The organism is Tateyamaria sp. syn59 (assembly GCF_007995245.1).
Classification (GTDB): Bacteria; Pseudomonadota; Alphaproteobacteria; order Rhodobacterales; family Rhodobacteraceae; genus Tateyamaria.
In genome coordinates this window covers 1-19,970 of sequence record NZ_VCBA01000007.1, presented here as the reverse complement: position 1 = coordinate 19,970, position 19,970 = coordinate 1, and the positions used below count along the sequence as shown (strand labels likewise).

The 19,970-nt window shown below is 60.8% G+C and carries 20 protein-coding genes; 6 read left to right on the top strand and 14 right to left on the bottom strand.

Features of this window, described 5'->3' with window-relative positions; all coding sequences use genetic code 11:
* Positions 1-170 precede the first annotated feature (170 nt).
* The 3 genes from accB to aat all read left to right on the top strand — a co-directional run bounded on the left by accB (position 171) and on the right by aat (position 2,771).
* Complete coding sequence (gene accB, locus FD715_RS14250) at positions 171-668, top strand: acetyl-CoA carboxylase biotin carboxyl carrier protein (RefSeq protein ID WP_147110946.1); 498 nt, start codon at positions 171-173, stop codon at positions 666-668.
* A gap of 12 nt (positions 669-680) precedes the next feature.
* A complete protein-coding gene (gene accC, locus FD715_RS14245) occupies positions 681-2,027 on the top strand; it encodes an acetyl-CoA carboxylase biotin carboxylase subunit (RefSeq protein WP_147110943.1) in 1,347 nt (448 codons plus the stop codon).
* A 108-nt stretch (positions 2,028-2,135) separates the two neighbouring features.
* Positions 2,136-2,771 carry a leucyl/phenylalanyl-tRNA--protein transferase gene (gene aat, locus FD715_RS14240; protein WP_147111571.1) on the top strand — a complete coding sequence of 212 codons (636 nt, stop codon included), beginning with the start codon at positions 2,136-2,138 and terminating at the stop codon, positions 2,769-2,771.
* Here the strand turns inward: aat and FD715_RS14235 are convergent.
* From FD715_RS14235 to FD715_RS14210, 6 genes are all read right to left on the bottom strand, one after another.
* A complete protein-coding gene (locus FD715_RS14235) occupies positions 2,735-3,103 on the bottom strand; it encodes a DUF2155 domain-containing protein (RefSeq protein ID WP_370455407.1) in 369 nt (122 codons plus the stop codon). The genes aat and FD715_RS14235 overlap by 37 nt on opposite strands.
* Positions 3,100-3,552, bottom strand: a complete 453-nt coding sequence (mlaD, locus tag FD715_RS14230; protein ID WP_147110940.1) for an outer membrane lipid asymmetry maintenance protein MlaD — start codon at positions 3,550-3,552, stop codon at positions 3,100-3,102. Before mlaD ends, FD715_RS14235 begins: the two co-directional genes overlap by 4 nt.
* A gap of 1 nt (position 3,553) precedes the next feature.
* The gene (locus FD715_RS14225) at positions 3,554-3,937 is read right to left on the bottom strand and encodes an NADH:ubiquinone oxidoreductase subunit NDUFA12 (protein WP_039683162.1); all 384 of its coding nucleotides are present in this window, start codon (positions 3,935-3,937) and stop codon (positions 3,554-3,556) included.
* 94 nt (positions 3,938-4,031) lie between these two features.
* The gene (locus tag FD715_RS14220; RefSeq protein ID WP_147110937.1) at positions 4,032-4,394 is read right to left on the bottom strand and encodes a RidA family protein; all 363 of its coding nucleotides are present in this window, start codon (positions 4,392-4,394) and stop codon (positions 4,032-4,034) included.
* Between the two features lie 112 nt (positions 4,395-4,506).
* Positions 4,507-5,772, bottom strand: coding sequence for an ATP-dependent Clp protease ATP-binding subunit ClpX (gene clpX, locus FD715_RS14215; protein ID WP_147110934.1), 1,266 nt, complete (start codon positions 5,770-5,772; stop codon positions 4,507-4,509).
* Positions 5,773-5,934: 162 nt separating this feature from the next.
* A complete protein-coding gene (locus FD715_RS14210) occupies positions 5,935-6,576 on the bottom strand; it encodes an ATP-dependent Clp protease proteolytic subunit (protein ID WP_147110931.1) in 642 nt (213 codons plus the stop codon).
* A 132-nt stretch (positions 6,577-6,708) separates the two neighbouring features.
* On the opposite strand from FD715_RS14210, the gene FD715_RS14205 reads away from it, so the two are divergent.
* The gene (locus FD715_RS14205; RefSeq protein ID WP_147110928.1) at positions 6,709-7,935 is read left to right on the top strand and encodes an FAD-binding domain-containing protein; all 1,227 of its coding nucleotides are present in this window, start codon (positions 6,709-6,711) and stop codon (positions 7,933-7,935) included.
* Between the two features lie 15 nt (positions 7,936-7,950).
* Here FD715_RS14205 and FD715_RS14200 read toward each other — a convergent pair whose 3' ends face one another.
* The 8 genes from FD715_RS14200 to FD715_RS14165 form a co-directional block, all read right to left on the bottom strand.
* Entirely contained in the window at positions 7,951-8,640 is a 690-nt protein-coding gene (locus tag FD715_RS14200; protein ID WP_147110925.1) for an ABC transporter ATP-binding protein, read from the bottom strand.
* On the bottom strand, positions 8,637-9,392 hold the full coding sequence (locus FD715_RS14195; protein ID WP_147110922.1) for an ABC transporter ATP-binding protein: 756 nt from the start codon (positions 9,390-9,392) through the stop codon (positions 8,637-8,639). The genes FD715_RS14200 and FD715_RS14195 overlap by 4 nt, the downstream gene beginning before the upstream one ends.
* Positions 9,385-10,368, bottom strand: coding sequence for a branched-chain amino acid ABC transporter permease (locus FD715_RS14190; RefSeq protein ID WP_147111569.1), 984 nt, complete (start codon positions 10,366-10,368; stop codon positions 9,385-9,387). Before FD715_RS14190 ends, FD715_RS14195 begins: the two co-directional genes overlap by 8 nt.
* Positions 10,368-11,285 (bottom strand): branched-chain amino acid ABC transporter permease, encoded by a 918-nt coding sequence (locus FD715_RS14185; RefSeq protein WP_147110919.1) that lies wholly within the window; start codon positions 11,283-11,285, stop codon positions 10,368-10,370. Before FD715_RS14185 ends, FD715_RS14190 begins: the two co-directional genes overlap by 1 nt.
* A gap of 85 nt (positions 11,286-11,370) precedes the next feature.
* Positions 11,371-12,498 (bottom strand): ABC transporter substrate-binding protein, encoded by a 1,128-nt coding sequence (locus tag FD715_RS14180; RefSeq protein WP_147110916.1) that lies wholly within the window; start codon positions 12,496-12,498, stop codon positions 11,371-11,373.
* 84 nt (positions 12,499-12,582) lie between these two features.
* Positions 12,583-13,767, bottom strand: a complete 1,185-nt coding sequence (gene kynU / locus FD715_RS14175; protein WP_147110913.1) for a kynureninase — start codon at positions 13,765-13,767, stop codon at positions 12,583-12,585.
* A complete protein-coding gene (locus tag FD715_RS14170; RefSeq protein ID WP_147111566.1) occupies positions 13,768-14,604 on the bottom strand; it encodes a tryptophan 2,3-dioxygenase in 837 nt (278 codons plus the stop codon).
* Between the two features lie 116 nt (positions 14,605-14,720).
* Positions 14,721-15,341 (bottom strand): TetR/AcrR family transcriptional regulator, encoded by a 621-nt coding sequence (locus tag FD715_RS14165; protein ID WP_147110910.1) that lies wholly within the window; start codon positions 15,339-15,341, stop codon positions 14,721-14,723.
* A gap of 115 nt (positions 15,342-15,456) precedes the next feature.
* On the opposite strand from FD715_RS14165, the gene FD715_RS14160 reads away from it, so the two are divergent.
* A complete protein-coding gene (locus tag FD715_RS14160) occupies positions 15,457-16,491 on the top strand; it encodes an efflux RND transporter periplasmic adaptor subunit (RefSeq protein ID WP_189799500.1) in 1,035 nt (344 codons plus the stop codon).
* 3 nt (positions 16,492-16,494) lie between these two features.
* Positions 16,495-19,641 (top strand): efflux RND transporter permease subunit, encoded by a 3,147-nt coding sequence (locus FD715_RS14155; protein WP_147111563.1) that lies wholly within the window; start codon positions 16,495-16,497, stop codon positions 19,639-19,641.
* Positions 19,642-19,970: the final 329 nt, after the last annotated feature.

The window sequence follows — 19,970 nt, the reverse complement described above, 5'->3', positions numbered from 1 at the left end:
GGGGCCTTACCTATCGTGATGGGCGCACGCACCATGCCGGGCGCCCATCCGCCACTGTCCTTACGTCAGCAACTGCGCTTCCCACCGCGAAAAAGCCCGGCTATAAGCGGCGCTGAGCATGCGCCTTGCCCGGTTCGGGGGGTGCCGCCGCCCACCGGTTGAGGACAAAAATGACAAAAAGCAATCATGACGCGGACGTGGCCTTTATCCAGGCCCTGGCCGAACTGCTTCGGGAAAACGATCTGACCGAACTGCAGGTCAAACGCGAATATGGTGAAGATGACAGTCTGAACGTGCGTGTGTCGCGCCATCAGGCCCAACAGGTCGTGACCCAGGTGGCCGCACCGCAACCTCAGGTCGCCGCCAGCCCGGCACAGACCGCCGCGCCCGCGGCGGAGCCGGCAGCAGAAGCACCCGCGGACCCCGCGAACGACCCCGGCGCGGTTACCTCGCCCATGGTCGGCACTGTCTACATGCAGGCTGAACCGGGTGCGCCGTCCTTTGTCAAGGTCGGTCAGCAAGTCAGCGAAGGTGATACGTTGCTGATTGTCGAAGCCATGAAAACCATGAACCACATCCCTGCCCCGCGCGCAGGCACGGTCAAGCGCATCCTCGTCGATGACGGTTCTGCCGTGGAGTTTGGCGCCCCGCTCGTGATCCTCGAATAAGGATCCGGACCCATGTTCAACAAAATCCTGATTGCCAACCGCGGAGAGATCGCGCTGCGCGTCATCCGTGCGGCCCGCGAGATGGGCATTGCCACTGTCGCCGTACACTCGACCGCTGATGCGGACGCCATGCATGTCCGTATGGCAGACGAAAGCGTGTGTATCGGCCCGCCCGCGTCGCCACAGTCCTATCTGAGCTTTCCCGCGATCATTTCGGCGTGCGAGATCACCGGGGCCGAGGCCATCCACCCCGGCTATGGTTTCCTGTCGGAGAACGCGCAATTTGTGCAGATCGTCGAAGATCACGGGCTGACATTCATTGGCCCCACGGCTGAGCACATCCGCGTCATGGGCGACAAAATCACTGCCAAGGACACGATGAAGGCACTTGGCGTGCCCTGCGTGCCCGGTTCGGACGGTGGCGTCGCGACGTTGGAAGAAGCCAAGGCCATCGGCGAAGAGTTCGGCTATCCGGTGATCATCAAGGCCACCGCTGGCGGTGGCGGACGTGGCATGAAGGTGGCGCAGACCGCAGCTGATATGGAAAGCGCATTCATGACCGCGAGGGCCGAGGGCAAGGCCGCCTTTGGCAACGACGAGGTCTATATTGAAAAGTACCTGACCACCCCGCGCCATATCGAGATTCAGGTCTTTGGCGATGGGAAGGGGCGTGCCGTGCATCTGGGCGAGCGGGATTGTTCGCTACAACGCCGTCACCAGAAGGTGTTCGAAGAGGCCCCCGGCCCCGCGATCAGTCCTGAAGAACGGGCCGAGATCGGGCGCATCTGTGCGGATGCGGTGGCCAAGATCAACTATATCGGCGCGGGCACCATCGAATTCCTTTATGAGAAAGGCGAGTTCTATTTCATCGAGATGAACACGCGGCTTCAGGTGGAACATCCCGTGACCGAGGCCATCTTTGGTGTCGATCTGGTGCGCGAACAGATCCGCGTGGCATCCGGCATGGACATGTCGTTCAATCAGAATGATCTGGAGATCAACGGCCACTCGATCGAAGTGCGCCTGAACGCGGAAAAACTGCCCGACTTCTCGCCCTCGCCGGGGCGGATCACACAATACCACGCGCCGGGTGGCCTGGGCGTGCGCATGGATTCCGCGCTGTATGACGGATACTCTATTCCGCCGTATTACGACAGCTTGATCGGAAAACTGATCGTACATGGCCGCGACCGGGCCGAGGCACTGGCCCGTCTGAATCGCGCCCTGGGTGAGTTGATCATCGACGGCATCGACACAACGGTGCCGCTGTTTCATGCGCTTCTTGCCGAGAAAGACATTCACACCGGTGCATACAACATCCACTGGCTGGAAAAGTGGCTTGAGGCGCAAGCAGACTGAGCAAAGCCCGAACACAAGATCAGGGATCGCCACGGCGGTCCCTTTTTTGTGGGGCGCGGGCACTGTAGTCTACGCGCATCACCGCGGGATCCGCATATGAAGGACGACATCAGACTGACCCCTGACCTGCTGCTGCAGGGATACGCCGCAGGCATCTTTCCGATGGCCGAGGGGCGCGATGACCCCGAGGTGTTCTGGGTCGATCCTCGCATGAGGGGGGTGTTGCCACTGGACAGGTTCCACATCTCGCGCTCGCTGGCGCGCGCCATGCGGAGGACCGATTGGATTTTGCGGATGGATGCGGATTTTGCTGGCGTGGTGGACGGCTGTGCGGACCGTGTGGACACATGGATCAACTCTGAAATCCGCCGTCTTTATCTCGATTTGCACAGGCGCGGTCAGGCGCGGTCCATTGAGGTTTGGGACGGCAATGCGCTGGTCGGTGGCGTCTATGGTGTCGTTTTGAAAGGCGCGTTTTTCGGTGAAAGCATGTTCTCGCGCCGAACAAATGCATCGAAGATGGCGCTTGCCGCGGCTGTCGATCACTTGCGGCGCACCGGATTTACCCTGTTCGATACGCAGTTCCTGACGCCGCACCTGGCCACGTTGGGCGCTCAGGAAGTGTCACGCGCAACATATCACGCGCGGTTGAGCCATGCGCTGAGTGTGCATTCAGCGGATTTTACCGCTGCACCCGTTGGCAGTTTTCAGGATGTGGTGCAGCGCATGACCCACACGTCATAGCGCGCGTGTTCCATGGCGTTCAAAGCCGGGGCAGAGGCGATCATCCAGCCGGAGAACACAACCCCCTCTCGACCCACTTCTGAGATTTGCAGCCCGGCATAGGCGTTGCCGGACGGGTTACCAGACGGATAGCGGCATTCGGTGAGCGTGATGTTGAGCCGTTCGAAACGCACTGTTCGACCCGCGAGCATTTCGATGTCGACGACTTGTCCACTGAATTTATCAAGACCGCGCAGGACAGCGCCTGGTGCGCTTTCCGTGGGATCTTCGGCCATGGCGCCCGTGGCGATGCAAACCGCCAGTGCCGCAATGCGTGCGGCGCGGCGCATCATTCGCCTTCGCCCCCGGAGACGAATTTCAAGAGAAGCGAGATCAGGCTGACCGACCCTTGGGTGTCGGTGATTTCGTCGCCCTCCTCGAAGTAGAAAGGGGACCCGCCGGGAACGATCTCGACGAAATTGCCGCCCAGCAGCCCTTCGGAGCTGATGACGATAGCACTGTCGTCCGGAATCTGCGTGTTCGACCGCACGGACACGACAGTGTCGGCGCGGAAGGTTTCAGGGTTCAGGGCGACATCCGTAACTGTGCCGATCTTAACGCCCGCAAGGCGGACATCAGTGCCGACATTCACCCCTTCAAGGCTGCGGAAGCTGGCCGTGAGCGGGTAGGATGCCCCGCCGCTGTTGCCCAGACCTGCGACTTGCGCGCCGTAGACCGCAAACCCGATCGCCGCAGCAAGCACAACGCCGCCTACAAGAACCTCGGTCGTGTTCTCGGCCATGTTATTCCGGCGTCCAGGCTTCGTAGTCGGATCGGTCGGCCGGTTTTTCCCGGCGGATCGACCCAGCCGGCGCATAGGCCAGTGCCGTACCGGTCAGGTTCGGCTGGTGCGGCTTTTCCCAGTCCTTACGCTTCAGCGGCTTGTCTGTGGGCGGCTCGTCCCAGGTGCGGTGCAGCCAGCCGTGCCATTCCGGGTCTACGCGACTCGCCTCGGCCTCACCGTTGTAAATGACCCAGCGTTTGCTGTCGTCCTGCGTCTTGTAGAAGACGTTGCCCTGGCTGTCTTCGCCTACCTTCACGCCCTTGCGAGCCGTGAAAAGCTGCGTGTTCAGAGTTTGGCCGTTCCACCAAGTGACCGCCCGCAGCAGCGTGTTGAGAATGCCCATGTTTCGCCTCCAGCGCTTTGGACTGTCTATGCCGCATCATGCCAGCGTCGTCCAGTGGACACGGACGCACAGGCGCGTTCCGGCATGAAGGTGATCATGCCCCCTTGTAAGCCGTCACTTCGATTTCGATCCGGTCCTCGGGAGTGATCAGGCCGCATTCGATCATCGTGGCCGCCGGTGGGTTGTCACCAAAGGCCTCGCGCAGCATGGGCCAGCACGGCGGGAATTCAGTGCGGTCGGGCAGCATATAAGTTACGCGGACCACGTGGTTGAAGTCGGCCCCGCATTCCTTGAGGGCGTTGCCGATGATCTCCAGTGCAGAGCGGCATTGTTCGACCGCAGTGGTGCCGTGACCGACCGTGCCTGCGACGTGGATCCAGTCGCCTGCCGCCACGGCCCGGCAATAGCCGACCTTGGGTTCGAATTCGCCACCGGAGTGGATGCGTTGGATGGACATGGCGCCTCCTTTGAGTTTGGGCGCACACATAAGTGCGCCTTACGATTGCGACTATGGAAAAATGAAAAAGGCGGGTGTGACACCCGCCTTTCATTTGCATTTGGTGATAGGATCAGCCTGCTGAAGCCGGTTCTTTTTCTGCTTCGGCGTGGATCATCAACGGTGCTGCGTCAGACGTCACCGCTTCTTCGTTCACGACCACTTCTGTCACGGATTCGAGACCCGGAAGCTCGAACATGGTGTCGAGCAGGATGTCCTCGAGGATGGACCGCAGGCCGCGGGCACCGGTTTTGCGCTCGATGGCGCGTTTGGCGATGGCACTCAGCGCGTCTTCGGTGAAGGTCAGCGTTGTGTCTTCCAGCTCGAACAGACGCTGGTACTGCTTGACCAGCGCGTTCTTGGGCTGGGTCAGGATGGTGACAAGCGCATCTTCATCGAGATCTTCGAGTGTTGCCAGCACGGGCAGACGGCCGACGAATTCGGGGATGAGGCCGAATTTCAGCAGATCCTCTGGTTCCAGATCGGTGAAGATCTCGCCCACGCCGCGTTCATCGTTGTCACGCACGTCAGCGCCAAAGCCCATGGCCGAGCCCTTGCCGCGCTGCGCGATGATCTTGTCGAGACCGGCAAAGGCACCGCCGCAGATGAACAGAATGTTGGTGGTGTCCACTTGCAGGAATTCCTGCTGCGGATGCTTTCGCCCGCCCTGCGGCGGAACCGAAGCCACGGTCCCTTCCATCAGTTTCAACAGCGCTTGCTGCACGCCCTCGCCCGACACGTCGCGGGTGATCGAGGGGTTTTCAGACTTGCGCGTGATCTTATCGACCTCATCGATATAGACGATGCCACGCTGCGCGCGTTCGACGTTGTATTCCGACGCCTGCAGCAATTTGAGGATGATATTTTCAACGTCCTCACCGACGTATCCGGCCTCTGTCAGCGTTGTCGCATCCGCCATGGTGAACGGCACATCAAGGATGCGCGCTAGTGTCTGGGCCAGCAGCGTTTTACCGCAACCCGTGGGACCGATCAGCAGGATGTTGGACTTCGCCAGTTCGATGTCTCCGCCCTTCTGGGCGTGGTTCAGGCGCTTGTAGTGGTTGTGCACGGCGACCGACAACACGCGCTTGGCCATGGCCTGGCCGATGACGTAGTCGTCTAGCACCTCGCAAATGTCCTTGGGCGTCGGCACACCGTCGGTCGACTTCAGACCCGATGCCTTCGTCTCTTCGCGGATGATGTCCATGCACAACTCGACGCATTCATCGCAGATGAACACGGTTGGGCCCGCAATCAGTTTGCGGACCTCGTGCTGGCTCTTGCCGCAGAAGCTGCAGTAGAGGGTATTCTTGCTGTCGCCGCTCGAATTCGTCGCCATATCGCGTCCTTCCCGGCCTATCCCGCCATCCTAGGCGCCGGTGAGTTTCCGGTCCGCCCCGCGTTGCCCGTTAGCTTAGGACAGGCCCGCGGGGTCCACAATCGTCTTTTTGCCTGACCTCGCGGTCAGATCACACTGGCCGTGACGTCCAGCGCGAATGCCTTATTTTTCGTCATCATCGGACTTGGTCCGCTGTTCCACGATCTCGTCAATGTGGCCCCATTCCTTCGCCTCTTCCGGCGTGAGCCACGTGTCACGGTCCAGCGCCTGTTTCACCGTCTCATAGTCCTGACCGGCATGCTTGACATACAGCTGATAAAGGCGCTCGCGCGTTTTCTCGATATGCCGGGCAGAGATCAGAATGTCTGCGGCTGTCCCTTGCGATCCGCCTGAGGGCTGGTGAACCATGATTTCGGAGTTGGGAAGGGCAAAGCGCATCCCCGGCTCACCGCCGATCGCAATGACCGATCCCATCGACGCTGCCATGCCACAGATCAAGGTCGAAACCTTTGGTTTGATATACTGCATCGTGTCGTAGATCGACATGCCCGCCGTCACCTCGCCACCGGGCGAGTTGACATACATGCTGATTTCCTTGGACGGGTTTTCCGCCTCAAGGTGCAGAAGCTGCGCCACCACAAGGTGGCTCATGCCGGAGTGGATCGGGCCGTTGATGAAAACGATCCGCTCCTTCAGCAGGCGGGAAAAGATGTCATAGGCCCGTTCGCCACGGCTGGTCTGTTCGACCACCATGGGCACGAGATTGTTGTTGATGTGTGCATATTGATCAATGGGATCGCGCATAAGTCCTGCCTCGTGAGACGTCTGCGAGACCATACCCGCAGAGGTGTTACCCGAGTCTTAGTATTGGCTCTCGGGGGCTGCAAGGGCATCCCTACGCTTGAAGACGGCGCAAGCTCGTCTAGCTGGACCTGCATGACTGACGCTTTGACCCGATTTCCTCCGACCCGCACTGTAGCTCTTGAGCGGCTCAACCGCTTTATTCCCCATGCCGGGCGCGACTATGCCGCGCGGCGCAACTACGACCTGGGCCGCGACGGCCACGATGGGGTGTCGACCTTGTCCCCGTACATCCGTGCACGCCTGCTGACCGAAGCGGAGGTGTTGGAAGCGACCCTCGCCCGGCACAGCGCCAGTGCCGCAGAGAAGTTCATTCAGGAGGTGTACTGGCGGACCTACTGGAAAGGCTGGCTGGAGATGCGACCCGCAGTGTGGGGGCAGTACAAAACGTCGCTCAAGGGTGCGATGGACAACGTGCAGACACAGTCCGGCCTGCGCGACCAGTGGGAACAGGCCTGCAAGGGCGAGACGGAGATCGACTGCTTCAATGCCTGGGCGCGTGAGTTGGCCGAGACGGGATATTTGCACAATCACGCGCGCATGTGGTTTGCGTCGATCTGGATTTTCACGCTGCGCCTGCCGTGGGAGTTGGGCGCCGACTTTTTCTTGCGGCATCTGCTCGACGGAGATCCGGCATCGAACACGCTGAGTTGGCGCTGGGTGGCGGGGATCCAGACACCGGGAAAGACCTATCTGGCGCGCACCTCGAACATCTCGAAATACACCGAGGGGCGGTTTGCGCCGAAATGGCAGTTGGCGGGAGAGGCGCCTGCCCTGTCCGGTCCGCCAAAGCCGGACGCTATGCCGCTGCCAGAGGCCGATCTGCCGATCCCGAGTGCCCGAACAGGTTTGATCCTTCATGATGACGACTTGAGCCCCGGTTTCATTCTGGACACCGGAATCGCACCTGTCGCAACGGCTGTGATCACGACGCGGTCAGCGATGTCCCCGCTGAGCGTGGCGCCGCATGTGGCCACCTTTACAGAGACCGCCGCGCAGGACACGGTTGAGCGCTTTGGCGAGCGTCTGGGCACGGTGTCTACTATTGCCCCGACGGTCGATGCATTGGCGGCCTGGGCGGAGGAAGCGGGCATTGATCAGGTCATCACACCCTATGCGCCTGTCGGGCCTGCCGCCGACGTGCTGGCCGGTTTCGGCAATCATGAAAGTGCCCCACCGCTGCGCCGGGTCCGCCGCAGCTATGACAGCGCGGCCTGGCCACATGCCACGCATGGGTTCTTTCGGTTCAAGGACAAGATCCCGAAACTGCTGGGGGAATTGCGCGGGTTGCGGGCAGCGTAGCAAGTCTTTTTGCTGTCAGACACCGAGATAGGCGTTTGCAACATCTCCGGCCACATCACACATCGGCCCGGTCCACACGGATCGGCCACGTTCAAGCACGGTGGCGCGGTCGGCGATGCGTCCTAACTCAGCCAGCGATTTGTCCACCACGACCAGCGCCAGCCCTGTCTCGCGCCGCACGGCGTCCAGCGCGTCCCAAATTTCCTGCCGCACCACCGGCGCCAGTCCTTCGGTCGCCTCGTCCAGCAGCATCAAGCGCGGGTTCGTCATCAGGGCGCGACCGATGGCCAGCATCTGCTGCTCGCCGCCAGAGAGGTGGCGGGCCACCTGGCCCTCACGCTCAGCCAACCTGGGGAACAGCGCAGTGACCTTGGCAAAGTCCCATGGACCCTGCCGCGCCGCCGCGATCAGGTTCTCTCGCACCGTCAAGGGGCCAAAAACGCGCCGTCCTTCGGGGACCAGCCCCAAGCCCGCCCGCGCCGCGACGTGGGGCGGCACCTGCGACAGATCACGACCGGCGAACTGTACCCTGCCGGCCGAGTGCTTCATCAAGCGGCAAATCACGCGGATCGTTGTCGACTTGCCCATCCCGTTGCGACCCATCAGGGCAAGCACTTCGCCCTCTTCGACGGTCAAATCGACACCAAAAAGCGCCTGCGCCGCACCGTAGGCGGCCTCGACCCTTTCAAGGTGCAACAGAGTCACAGCGGCACCTCGTCACCGAGATACGCGGCGCGCACATCGCTGTTGCCGCGGATCTCATCCGGGGTGCCGGTTGCGATGACCTTGCCTGCGACGAGGACAGAGATACGGTCAGCAAGCGCGAACACGGCGTCCATGTCGTGTTCAACCAGCAGGATCGGCGCCTCGCGCCGTAACTCGCTCAGGAAAGCTGTCATGCGCGCCGTGCCTTCGGCGCCAAGCCCCGCCATCGGCTCATCCATCAGGAACAGCTTGGGGCTCAACGTCAGGGCGATGGCCACTTCGAGAAGGCGACGCTGGCCGTGACTGAGAGTGCTGACGCGGGCATGCGCGACGTCCTCCAGGCCAACCCGTTCGATGGCCGCTTCCGCTTGGACGCGCAGCTGCCCGTCCTGCATGATTGGTGTCAGGAACCGCCAAACACTGCGCGTCGCCCCGACCGTGCCTAGCATCGCATTTTGCAGGACCGTGTTTTCCATGGCCAGCGCGCTGATCTGGAAGGTGCGCCCCAGCCCGCATTTCACCCGTTCTGCCGTGCTCAGGTCTGTCACGTCCCGACCGTTCAGCATGACGCGCCCGGCGTCCGGGGCCAGACCGCCTGCGATCTGCTGGATCAACGTGGACTTGCCCGCCCCGTTTGGACCGATCAACGCGTGGATTTCGCTTGGCAGCAGGGTCAGCGATACGTCGTCGGTGGCGTGCAAGGCGCCGAAAGACTTGGTCAGCCGCCGGATGTCGAGAAGCGGCTCAGTCATGTACGCCCCTCCCGTTTGCAAGCGCACCGATCACGCCGCCGCGCGCAAAGAGCACGACCAACAAAAGGACCGCACCAAGGTAGATCAACCAGAAGTCGCTGACCCCGCTCAGCATATGCTCCAAAAGCACAAACAGGCAGGCGCCCACGACCGGACCGTAGAGGCGCCCGATCCCGCCCAGAACGATAAAAACGATAAACTCGCCCGACATCTGCCAGCTGAACATGGTGGGCGATACGAAGCGGTTCAGGTCGGCAAAGAGCGCACCGGCCAATCCAGTGACAGCGCCGGAGATGACAAAGGCCACCAACCGCAAACGAAACGGGCTGAGCCCGACAGTCTCAACCCTGACCGCATTTTGCCGGGCGGACCCAAGCGCAAGGCCGAAAGAAGACCTTTCGATCCGCCCCATCAGCCACAGGACCGCCGCCAGAACGCCAAAAACGAGCGCAAAGAACTGAATGGGGTCGAGCGTGTTGAGGCCCGGAAAGCTGTTGCGCACATAGATGCTGAGACCGTCCTCGCCCCCGTAGGCAGGCCAGGAGATGGTGAAGTAGTAGAACATCTGCCCGAAGGCGAGCGTGATCATGATGAAGTAGACACCCGCCGTGCGCAGGGCGAGCAGGCCGATCAGCAACGCGGCGAAAGCGCTGACGGTGACGGCTACCAGCCAGATGATGGGCATCGACTTGGTTCCGTCCAGCGTGAAAAGCCCCAGGTCGAGCGGCGTAAAGCTTTGTGCGTGGCTGGCGAGAATCCCCATCGCATAGCCCCCAAGTCCGAAGAATACGGCGTGACCGAGGCTCACAAGCCCGCCCAATCCCAGCGCGAGGTTCAGCCCGACCGCGGCAAGGGCAAGAATGGCAGCGCGGGTGGCCAACGTAATGATGAAAGGCTCGTCCAGGGCCAGAGCAATGACGGCAACGAGAGGCAGTGCGAGAAACAGGATGATGTTGAGCGTGCGTTCAGGCAGCATCATGCGGTTCCATAAAGGCCAGTGGGCCGAAAGATCAACACGACGGCCATCAGGACGTAGATCAGCATCGACGCAACCGCCGAACCGATGCTCGTGGCAGAGGATGCGTCCATGAGGCCACCCAGTGCCAGAGGCAACAGGACGCCCCCGAGCGTGTCGGTCAACCCGACCAGCAACGCGCCCACAAGTGCGCCCTTGATGGATCCGATCCCGCCGATCACGATCACCACGAAGGCGAGGATCAGGACAGGCTCGCCCATGCCAACCTGTACCGACTGGATGGCCCCCACCAACGCCCCTGCGAGACCGGCAAGTGCAGCACCAAGTGCGAAGACCATCGTGTAAAGCGCGGAGATATTCACGCCCAGCGCGGCAATCATCTCGCGATCCGCCTCGCCCGCGCGAATCTGGATGCCGATGCGGGTGCGACCAATCAGAAGGAAAAGGCCAGCCGCGACGGCAAGGCCCACAAGGATGATCACCAGTCGGTAGGCCGGATAGGCGATACCGCCGGGCAGTATGACGGGGCCGGAAAGGATAGTCGGCACATCGAGATAGAGCGGGAACGAGCCGAAAAGCCATCGCGTGCCTTCGGACAGGATCAGGATCAAGGCGAAGGTGGCCAGCACCTGATCGAGGTGATCCCGGTCATACAGCCTGCGGATCACGGCCAACTCGATGACGACCCCTGCTGCCGCAGCCGCCACGAGGCTTGCAAACAGCGCCAGCAGGAACGAACCGGTGGCAGCGGCCACCGCAGCAGCGGCGAATGCGCCGATCATGTAGAGCGACCCATGCGCCAGATTGATCAGGCCCATAACGCCGAAGATCAGCGTCAGGCCAGCCGCCATCAGGAACAGCATGATCCCGGCTTGCAGACCGTTCAGCACCTGCTCTATCAACAGAAGCGTCGTCATTCGCCCCGCCCCGCATGGCGACGTCCGCCACGCAGGCCCCATTTGATTGGAAAAGGACCCCGGAAGGACACCGGGGCCAACGTGCTTACAGGTTGCAGTCCGCGCCGTAGGGATCGCTGTGATCCGTCGCAGCGGTGCCCACGATCCGGTTGGTGACCAGGTCACCTTCCTTGATCACTTCACGCAGGTAGATGTTCTGCAGCGGGTGATGGTTCGACGCAAAAGAGAACTTGCCGCGTACCGACTGAAAGTCTGCCTCTTTTAAGGCGGCGCGGAAAGCGTCGGCGTCGTCCACATCGGCCTTGGCCGCGGCGGAGGCCAGCAAAAGCCCGGTGTCATAGCCTTGTGCGGCATAGATCGACGGCAGGCGTCCGAACTCTTCCTGAAAGGCTGCGACGAATTCGGCGTTGCCTGGAACATCCAGATCCTTGGACCAGTGTGCCGTGTTCTTGGCCCCGATAGCGGCGTCACCGATGGCACCCAGAATACCTTGATCAAAGCTGAAAGCAGGGCCGGACACGGGCTTGTCCACACCCGATCCGGCGTATTGCTTCATAAAGGAAATGCCCATGCCGCCCGGCAGGAAGAAGTAAATCTGGTCGGCATCGCTTGCGCGCATTTGTGCAATTTCAGCGGCATAGTCTGTTTGGCCGAGTTTGGTATAAACTTCGGCCGCGATCTCGCCCTGATAGGTGCGCTTGAAGCCTGCCATGATGTCCTGGCCCGCGGGATAATTCGGCGCCATCAAAAAGACCTTCCCCGCCTCATTGCTGAGCGCCGTGCCCGCAGCCTCGGAAAACGCATCGTTTTGCCAGCTGACGTTGAAATAGTTCTGGTGACAACCTTTGCCGGCCAGCGCCGATGGTCCGGCATTGGGCGACAGATAGAATTTGCCCTGCGCTGTTGCCGCCGGCACGACCGCCATGGCGAGGTTCGACCAGATGATCCCGGTCATCACATCGACCTTTTCGGACTGGATCATCTTGTCGGCCAACTGCACCGCGATATCGGGTTTGCGCTGATCATCCTCGATCACCACCTCGATGTCGTCATTGCCCTTCACCGCCAACAAGAAGCCATCGCGCACGTCAATGCCAAGGCCCGCGCCGCCGCCCGACAGCGTCGTGATCATACCGACCTTGACCCCCTCGGCCTGCGCGCCCGCACCGAGCGCCGCGACGCAGGTCGCAGCCAGAAGCTGTTTGAAATCCATTGAAGTCTCTCCCTTTTACGTCAGGCTCTTGCGGCCCGCCTGTTGGTCTTATCTGGCGCCTATCCACCCCGGCTCTGTCAAGCCCTAGGTCACGCGCTGGCGCGTCATAAAGGCCGGATCGTCCCACAAACGGTCACGCATGACCGTTTCGATGTGATCGACGGCCGCAAGCACATCGCCTTTGTCAATGTAGAGGGGCGTAAAACCAAAGCGCATGATATCGGGTGCACGGAAGTCTCCGATCACACCGCGTGCAATGAGGGCCTGCATGGCGGCATAGCCATGCTCGAACCGGAAGGACACCTGGCTGCCGCGTTCTGCACTGTTGCGTGGGCTGGCGAGTGTCAGGGCGGGCACGCGCGCTTCGACTTCGTGAATGAAGGCTTCCTGTAAAGCCACTGAAGCCGCGCGTATTTCTGACATATCCACAGCCTCCCAAACCTCCAGCGCAGCTTCCAAGGCCGTCAACTGGATTACCGGCGGCGTGCCGACGCGCATCCTCTCGATGCCGGGTGCAGGCCGGTAATCGAGGTCAAAGGCAAATGGCGCGTCATGGCCGAGCCAGCCGGCCAAAGCAGGTTCAACACTGTCTGCAAGGTCTTGCCTTGCATAGATAAAGGCGGGCGCACCCGGACCACCATTAAGGTATTTGTATGTACAGCCAACGGCAAATTCGCAGCCGCATCCGGCAACGTCCACCGGCACAGCCCCGGCCGAGTGGGCCAGATCCCAGATCATTACGGCGCCTCCGCTGTGCGCTAGCTCAGTGAGCGTTTTCATGTCGTGCATCCGCCCGGTGCGATAATCGACCTGCGTCAGCATCACCGCGGCTATGCTGTCATCGATGGTATCGGCGACCGCTTCGGGCGCAACCACCCGCAACTCATAACCGCTGCCGAGCATCTGGATCAGGCCCTGCGCCATGTAAAGATCGGTCGGGAAGTTCCCGGAATCGCTCAGGATTACCTTGCGGTCAGGCCGCATCTTGAGCGCAGCGGCAAGCGCCTGAAACACTTTGACGGACAGCGTATCGCCCATAACAGTCGTGCCGGACGGTGCACCGATCAAACGACCCACAGCATCGCCCACGCGGCTGGGTTGCGCCATCCAGCCTGCGCTGTTCCACCCCTTGATCAGTTGGGTGCCCCATTCGTCCTGCATCATGCTTGCAACCCGGTTCTTCGCAGCCTTCGGCAGTGGACCCAGGGAATTGCCGTCCAGATAGATCACCCCATCCGGCAAATTGAAAAGCTCTTTCTTCAGAGGCATCTACAGGGCTCCTCTCACGTTCCAAAGCTCGGGAAACAACACGACGTCCAGCATCTTGCGCAAATAGCTGACCCCTGCGGTCCCGCCTGTACCACGCTTGAACCCGATGATCCGTTCAACTGTCGTGACGTGGTTGAAGCGCCAGCGGCGAAAGTAGTCTTCGAGGTCCACCAGCTTTTCGGCAAGTTCATAGAGTTCCCAATGCATTGCGGGATCTTCGTAAACCTTTTGCCAAAGATCCTGCACCGCGTCGCAGTGCGCCCACGCCCCAGTGTGACGGCTGGGTTCTGCAGTGTTGGTCCCAAACACGGCGTCCAGCTGCGTCAGTGAAACCTGATACAAGCTTGGCCTCTCCAACTCATCCGACAGGATTTGAAACGCCTCGGGCTTGTGTTCGTGCACCTTTGACACCGCAAGTTGCCGATTGCCCAGGATATACTCGATCTGACGGTACTGGTGCGACTGGAAACCCGACGAGTTGCCAAGGCTGGGGCGAAAGGTCGTGTACTCGCTTGGCGTCATGGTCCGCAGGACATCCCACGCGCCGTTCAACTGTTCAAAGATGCGTGCCACGCGGGTCAACATCTTGAAGGCCGGGGCCAGGTTGGCGGACGCAATCGCATCACGTGCCGAATTCAGTTCGTGTATGGCCAGCCGCATCCACAACTCGGACGTCTGGTGCTGGATGATGAACAGCATTTCGTCATGCGCATCGGATAAAGGGTGTTGCGCGGCAAGGAGCGCATCAAGTCCCAAGTAGTCGCCGTAAGACATATCGCCCGCGAAATCCAATTTGGCGCCATGGTGCCCTGCGTGCTTGTTGTCTTTGCTCTGCATCATCCCTCTCCGTCTAGCGATAATGCCCAGCAGCGGGGCGAAGTCCACATTAGGCACACGCATTTTTCAGTAGTGGCCTGTCGGTTAGGCGACACATGGCGCGGCGCGGCGTGCCTTCACTCCGGCGCCAGAATTTTCAGCAGAACAGCAGCGTGCCCGTCGCGCAGGTCATCGACAGGAAAATGGTCATCCAGATCATCGAAAGTGGCAAACATCTCTCGCGACAGCGACAGGGTGACCATTGGTCCAAAGGCCAGGTGGAAGAACTGGTTCTTGTCGAAGTTTCGAAAGGCGCCGCTGTGCTGCCCCTCTTCCACGATACCCCATAGGGTTGCGCGCTGCGGCTCAACGTATTCGGTGTGAAAGGACCGCGCGACACTGGGAAACGCGCGCGACACTTCTGCGATCAAGGGGGACATCCGCCCGACGGGCGATATGATCATCGTGGTGTAAAGAGCATCGACCGCTGCACGCAGCTTCTGCTCCGCGGACAACGATCCGTCGGCGGCAATCGCGGCCAATGCCTCTAGGGCGTCCGCGTATCCGTAGGTGACGCAGGCAATAAAGAGGTCCTCTTTGCCCTGAAAATGGTGGTAAAGGCTCGCTTTCGTCATGTTGCAGGACTGCGCAATGGCACTCATCGAGGTGCCGGAGAACCCGCGAAGCAGAAACATGTCGGTAGCCGTTTCGATGATCCGCGTGCGCGTGTCCAGTTGAGTTTTTTCCAGTTGGTTCATTGACCCTGTCACTCTGCCCCCTAAATGCCTACCGAACGGTCGGTTGATGCCCGCCCAAGCAGTGCACAGTTAGGAATGTAATGTGATGTCGCAAGTCCAAACCAGCCTGAAAGTCATGGCATTCGCGCTTATCTTGCCCGCGGCGCTTGCGGCCGAACCGGTCAGTGAAGCTGAGCCAATCTTTGTCCAGACCGCCATAGTGCCATCCGCAAATCAGTCTGTATCACGCACATTCTTTGGCCGGATCGCGGCGCTGGAGACGGTTGACATCTCCTTCGAGGTGGGTGGCTATCTTCAAATCCTGAACGCCCGAGAAGGCGCAACAGTTCCACGCGGCGCTGTGTTGGCGGAACTTGCTCGTGCACCGTTTGAACGCGCCGTGGAACGCGCCGAGTTGAACCTGCAACAGGCCGAGCGTGACTTGGACAGGGCGCAAACGCTCGCCGCACGCAACGTCGCCTCTGCCGTCCGCGCGGAAAATGCGGAGACGGCGCGTGACCTGGCCGACGTGGCGCTGCGTGAGGCGCGCGATGCCCTGTCAGATGCACGGATCACGGCGCCCTTTGACGCACTCATTGCCGACCGGTTGGGAACGCCCTTTACGACAATCGAGCCAGGCGTTCCGCTTCTGCGGCTGCACAACATGTCAGAAATCCGGGTCGAATTTGACATCCCGGAGCGGCTGTTCGGAACGATCAAAGACCCCACTCACGTAACCTTCACCGGTCAAATTGCTGGTCAAAGCGATCCCGTCCCACTCATTTTCCGCGAATTTCGCGCGGAAACTGGGCGCGTCGGCCAAAGCTACACGGTGTCCCTGGCGGCTGACCTGCCGCAAGGGGACGTTCTGCTGCCCGGACGTGCGATCACGGTCAAGGCAGAGGTTGAGCGCGACCTAGGTGGCATTGTTTTGCCCTCCACTGCGATCGCGACGCGACCGGGTGGCGGAAATGTTGTCGTCGCCGTGGACCAAAGCGAAACCGGGCTGACGGCGAGGTACATCGACGTGACCGTGTCATCGCGCAACGGGACGCAATTCGCAGTGCAAGGCGTGACGGCCGGAACCGAAATCGTCGAGATTGGCGCGCATCTGATCGAAGATGGTCAACCTCTGAAACGGTTCACCGGCCTGACGGTGGAAGGGTCGTAAATGATGCAGATCGCCCGCCTTGCCATCCAGAAACCGCTCTATACTTGGCTGCTGATCCTGTTCTGCCTGTTCGGCGGTGCCGCCGGTTACATCAGCGTGGGCAAGCTTGAGGATCCGGTCTTCACGCTCAAATCCGCGCTGGTCATCACAGCCTACCCCGGTGCGACAGCCGCCGAAGTTGCCATCGAAGTGTCTGAAGTCCTCGAGGCTGAAATCCAGCAAATGGACGAGGTGGACTTCATCACCTCGAACAACACGCCCGGCCTGTCGGTGATCGAGGTCACGATCCAAGACACCTACGATGGCACGGAGTTGCCACAGGTCTGGGACGACATGCGCGACAGGATCGCGGACGCAACGGGCGACCTGCCCGCAGGTGCCTTGCCCCCCGTCGTCAATGACAGCTTTGGGGATGTGTACGGGCTGCTTTATGCCGTCAGCGCACCCGGCTACGACGATGCAACGATCTGGGACATCGCGACCTTCCTGCGGCGCGAGCTGTTGATCGTGGACGGCGTGGCGAATGCTGAAGTGCTGGGCCTGCCGGAAGAGGCGATCTTTGTCGAACCGGCAAGTGACGTGCTGACCGCACTTGGCGTGCCGCCCGATGTGGTGATCGGCGCGGTGTCATCCGCCGACACCGTGGTAGCAACCGGAACCGCAGACAACGGGCGCAGCGACGTCCGGATAAACGCGCCGCAACCCGACGACAGCGTGGGCGAGATCAGCGCGCTCACCTTCGGTTTTCAGGGCGAAGTGCTGAACCTGACAGACGTGGCAGACGTCTACCGCGGTCGGGTGGACACGCCACGCCAGATCATCCGGCACAACGGGACCGAGGCATTTACCATCGGCATCGCCGGGCTGACATCGGAAAACATTGTCAATGTTGGTGCAAGGATCGAACAGCGCGTGGCCGAGATCACACCGCTTTTGCCCGCAGGCGTGACGCTGGAACCAATCTACGAACAGCACCGTGTCGTTGATACGGCAAACCAGGACTTTCTGCTGAACCTCGCGATGTCGGTCGGCACCGTTATCGGCGTTCTGGCACTGTTTATGGGATGGCGGGCAGCCATCGTCGTGGGTGGCTCCCTCCTGCTCACCGTCAGCTTCACGTTCTTTTTCATGTACCTCTTCGATATCAAGGTCGAGCGGATCAGCCTGGGCGCACTGATCATCGCCATGGGCATGCTGGTCGACAACGCCATCGTGGTTGCAGAAGGAATGCAGGTCCAGATGCGCCGGGGGCGCAAGGCAGTCGAGGCGGCAGCAGAAGTTGCGCGCCGCACGCAGGTCCCACTGTTGGGGGCCACGGTGATCGGGATCATGGCCTTTGCAGGGATTGGGCTTAGCCCGGACAGTTCAGGCGAATTTCTGTTTTCGCTTTTTGCCGTGATCGGTATCTCTCTGCTCCTGTCCTGGGTGCTTGCCGTGACGGTCACACCCCTCCTTGGCAGCTACTTCTTCCGCACGGACACAAGTGGCGCGCCGAAGGATCCGTATGACACGATGTTCTTCCGAGGTTACGGCACCATCGTGCGGGTGGCGTTGCGCCTGCGCTGGCTGGTAATCATCGGCCTTGTCGGCGCCACTGTCGCGGGCGTTGCCTCCATGGGGATGGTCAAACAACAGTTCTTTCCTCCTGCGACGACCCCGCTGGTTTACTTGAATTACAAGGGGGCCGAAGGCACGTCGATCGCCGCCGCAAGCGATGATCTGGGAATCCTTGAGGATTGGTTGCTCAATCATCCATCGGTTGAGGCTGTCACCACCACGATTGGCGGCAGCATGACCCGGTTCCTGCTGACATACACACCCGATGACCCTTCGCCGTCATACGGTCAACTGGTCATCCGGGTGGCAGATCACGCGCAAATCCCAGCGTTGCGGAACGAGTTGACAGACTTCGCCTCGCAAGCTGTGCCTTGGGCGGAGACCCGGGTCCAGCAAATCATCTATGGCCCGCCCGTGGGTGCAGATGTTGAGGTGCGATTGTCCGGTCCCGACCCCCAAGTCCTGCGTGGCTTGGCCGAGGATGCGCGACAGATTTTCGCTCGCGAGACAGATCTTTTAGTGACGGAGCGCACCGATTGGCGTGAACCGCAACTGACCACGCAACCCATCTTTGCGACTGACCGTGCGCAGGCCCTTGGCATCAGCCGCCAGGATGTGTCCCAGGCCATCGCCCTTGCGACCGATGGTTTGCGGGTCGGTACGTTCCGGGAGTTTGACCGGCAGGTGCCTGTTCTGGTCCGGACACCGCGGGCGGAACAGGACACAGCTGACTACCTTCTGGATCAGCCAATCTATGCGCCCTCGGCCGGTATGTTCACCCAACTGGGCCAAGTCATTGACGGGTTCGAGGTGGTCACGCGCGACACCCTGATCCAGCGCCGCGACCGCAGCCCGACCGTTAGCGTGCAGGCATTCACGGTGCCGGGTGTTTTGCCGCCGCAAGCCTTTGCAGAGGTAAGGTCAGCCATCGAAGCCATCCCGCTTCCCCCAGGATACCGCATGGAATGGGGCGGCGAGTTCGAAAGTGCCAGCACGGCGCAACAAAGCCTAGGGCGGCAAATGCCTCTGGCCTTCGGGACCATGCTGCTGATCACGATCCTGCTCTTTGGGAAACTGCGTCAAACAGCCGTGATCTGGACCGTGGTGCCCATGGCCGTCACCGGCGTTGGCTTGGGGCTGTTGTTTACCAACCTGCCCTTCAGCTTTACCGCACTTCTTGGCCTGCTCAGCCTGTCCGGGATGCTGATCAAGAACGCCATCGTTCTGGTCGAAGAAATCGACACGCAGAAGGACGAGGAAGGCATGGGCCAGTCTGAGGCCGTCGTCACCGCGTCGGTCAGCCGTTTGCGCCCCGTGGTTCTTGCCGCTGCGACGACGATCCTTGGCATGGTGCCGCTTTTGGGTGACGCCTTCTTTGCCTCCATGGCCGTGTCAATCATGGCTGGCCTGGGCTTTGCGTCTGTCCTGACGTTGATCGGCGTTCCGGCCCTTTACCATACGTATCTACGGAAGGAGCGACACGCGGAGCAGAAGACGGCAGGCGACGAGCCTCGTAGCGCAACCGCAGTAAGAACGTTCGGAGACGGTTCCGACAAAAAGCAAAGACCACCCGAAAAAATCGCGGCGGAATAGCCGATAGATGTCTGGAAAAAGACTAGAGTAGTGCGCTCTAGGCGTCTGTGCCGACGAAAGAACCGAGGACATGCAGTAGCTTTCTGACATTGAGTGCGTCTGGATGGAATGTGACGCCCGAACGTGTCTTTGTTGCGCGAAGCCTCTAGTGCCTCGTCTCGCTCTTCCAGGACGTTAGCTGGCGTGTTTGAGCAGTTGGGGCCCCGCAAAATACGAGATCACGAACTGGTCGGTTTGTACCTCCAGCCTGAAGCGTCGCACACTGCAAGAAGGCCGTTCGCCTCTGGCCATTGGTCATCCTTTAGTACAAACACTTTCTCATTCAAAGG